At 61.5% G+C, this 1,661-nt stretch carries 1 protein-coding gene; it reads right to left on the reverse strand.

Annotated features, from left to right (window positions below):
- Positions 1-221 precede the first annotated feature (221 nt).
- A partial coding sequence (gene rpoD / locus EOA85_RS34750) for an RNA polymerase sigma factor RpoD (RefSeq protein ID WP_127212689.1) occupies positions 222-1,661 on the reverse strand: 1,440 nt, incomplete at its 5' end.

Consider the following 1,661-nt stretch of genomic DNA (forward strand, 5'->3'; position numbering starts at 1 on the left):
ATATAGTTTGTCATGCACACCTCCCTCCGGGGCCTCGGAGCACGGCGTCACTGCCGGGGCGGGCATCCGGGTTTGTCGCCCAGAAAATGCATCCGACACGAGATTATCCTCCCACAGCAGGTGTGCTGCAACAACAACCGCACCGTCTGGCGAGACAATTCCTGGCACGAACGAAAAAGGGCGCCGCAGCGCCCTTTAAATTGCTTATCCGTCACCCGGCATTAGCTATCGAGGAAGCTCCGCAGCTTGCGCGAGCGGCTGGGATGCTTGAGCTTGCGCAACGCCTTGGCTTCGATCTGGCGGATGCGTTCGCGGGTGACCGAGAACTGCTGACCGACTTCCTCCAGCGTGTGGTCGGTGTTCATGCCGATGCCGAAGCGCATTCTAAGCACGCGCTCTTCACGCGGGGTGAGCGAAGCAAGCACCCGCGTCGTCGTCTCGCGCAGATTGGCCTGGATCGCCGCGTCGATCGGCAGGATCGCCATCTTGTCCTCGATGAAATCGCCGAGATGCGAATCCTCCTCGTCGCCGACCGGCGTTTCGAGCGAAATCGGCTCCTTGGCGATCTTCAGCACCTTGCGCACTTTTTCCAGCGGCATGGCGAGCTTTTCCGCCAGTTCCTCCGGCGTCGGCTCGCGGCCGATCTCGTGCAGCATCTGGCGCGAGGTGCGCACGATCTTGTTGATCGTCTCGATCATGTGCACCGGAATGCGGATGGTGCGCGCCTGGTCGGCGATCGAGCGGGTGATCGCTTGCCGGATCCACCACGTCGCGTAAGTCGAGAACTTATAGCCGCGGCGGTATTCGAATTTGTCGACCGCCTTCATCAGGCCGATATTGCCTTCCTGGATCAGATCGAGGAACTGCAGGCCGCGATTGGTGTATTTCTTGGCGATGGAAATGACGAGGCGCAGATTGGCCTCGACCATTTCCTTCTTGGCGATCGCGGCTTCGCGCTCGCCCTTCTGCACCTGATTGACGATCTTGCGGAATTCGAGGATCGAAATCGCCGTTTCGGTGGCGAGGTTCTGGATCTCGGCGCGCAGGTCGCGGATCGCGTCCTTTTCGTTCTTGGTGAATTCCTTCCAGCCGCGCGAGGTCAGATTGCCGATCGAGCGCGTCCAGTTGGGATCGAGTTCCGAGCCCTGGTATTCCTTCAGGAATTCCTCGCGGCGCACACCATAGCTTTCGGCCAGCCGCAACAGCTTGCCTTCGTTCTGCACAAGGCGCTTGTTGATGTCGTAGAGCTGCTCGACCAACGCCTCGATGCGCGCCGTGTTCAAGGATAGCGACTTCACCGCCTTGATCAGCTGGTCCTTCAGCTCCTTCAGCCGGCGGTCCTGGCTGGGCGACAGCGTTCCGGCGGCCGCCAGCCGGTTCTCGACCTGCTGGTCCTGCAGCTTGCGCAACTTCTTGTAGGTGTCGGCGATGACGTCGAGCGTCTCCATCACCTGCGGACGCAGTTCCGCTTCCATCGCCGCCAGCGACAGGCTCGCTTCGTCCTCGTCTTCTTCGTCGTCGTCGGTCAGACCGCGCGTGTCGCCGCCGACATTGGTGATGTCGTCCTCGTCCTCGCGCGAACGGCGCGGCTTTTCCTCGGTCTTGGCTTCCTCGATCCGCTCGACCACCGGCGCCTGCTTGGCCTCCGGTCCGGCATAGGT

It is taken from the genome of Mesorhizobium sp. M5C.F.Ca.IN.020.29.1.1 (assembly GCF_003997375.1).
Taxonomy (GTDB): domain Bacteria; phylum Pseudomonadota; class Alphaproteobacteria; order Rhizobiales; family Rhizobiaceae; genus Mesorhizobium; species Mesorhizobium wenxiniae.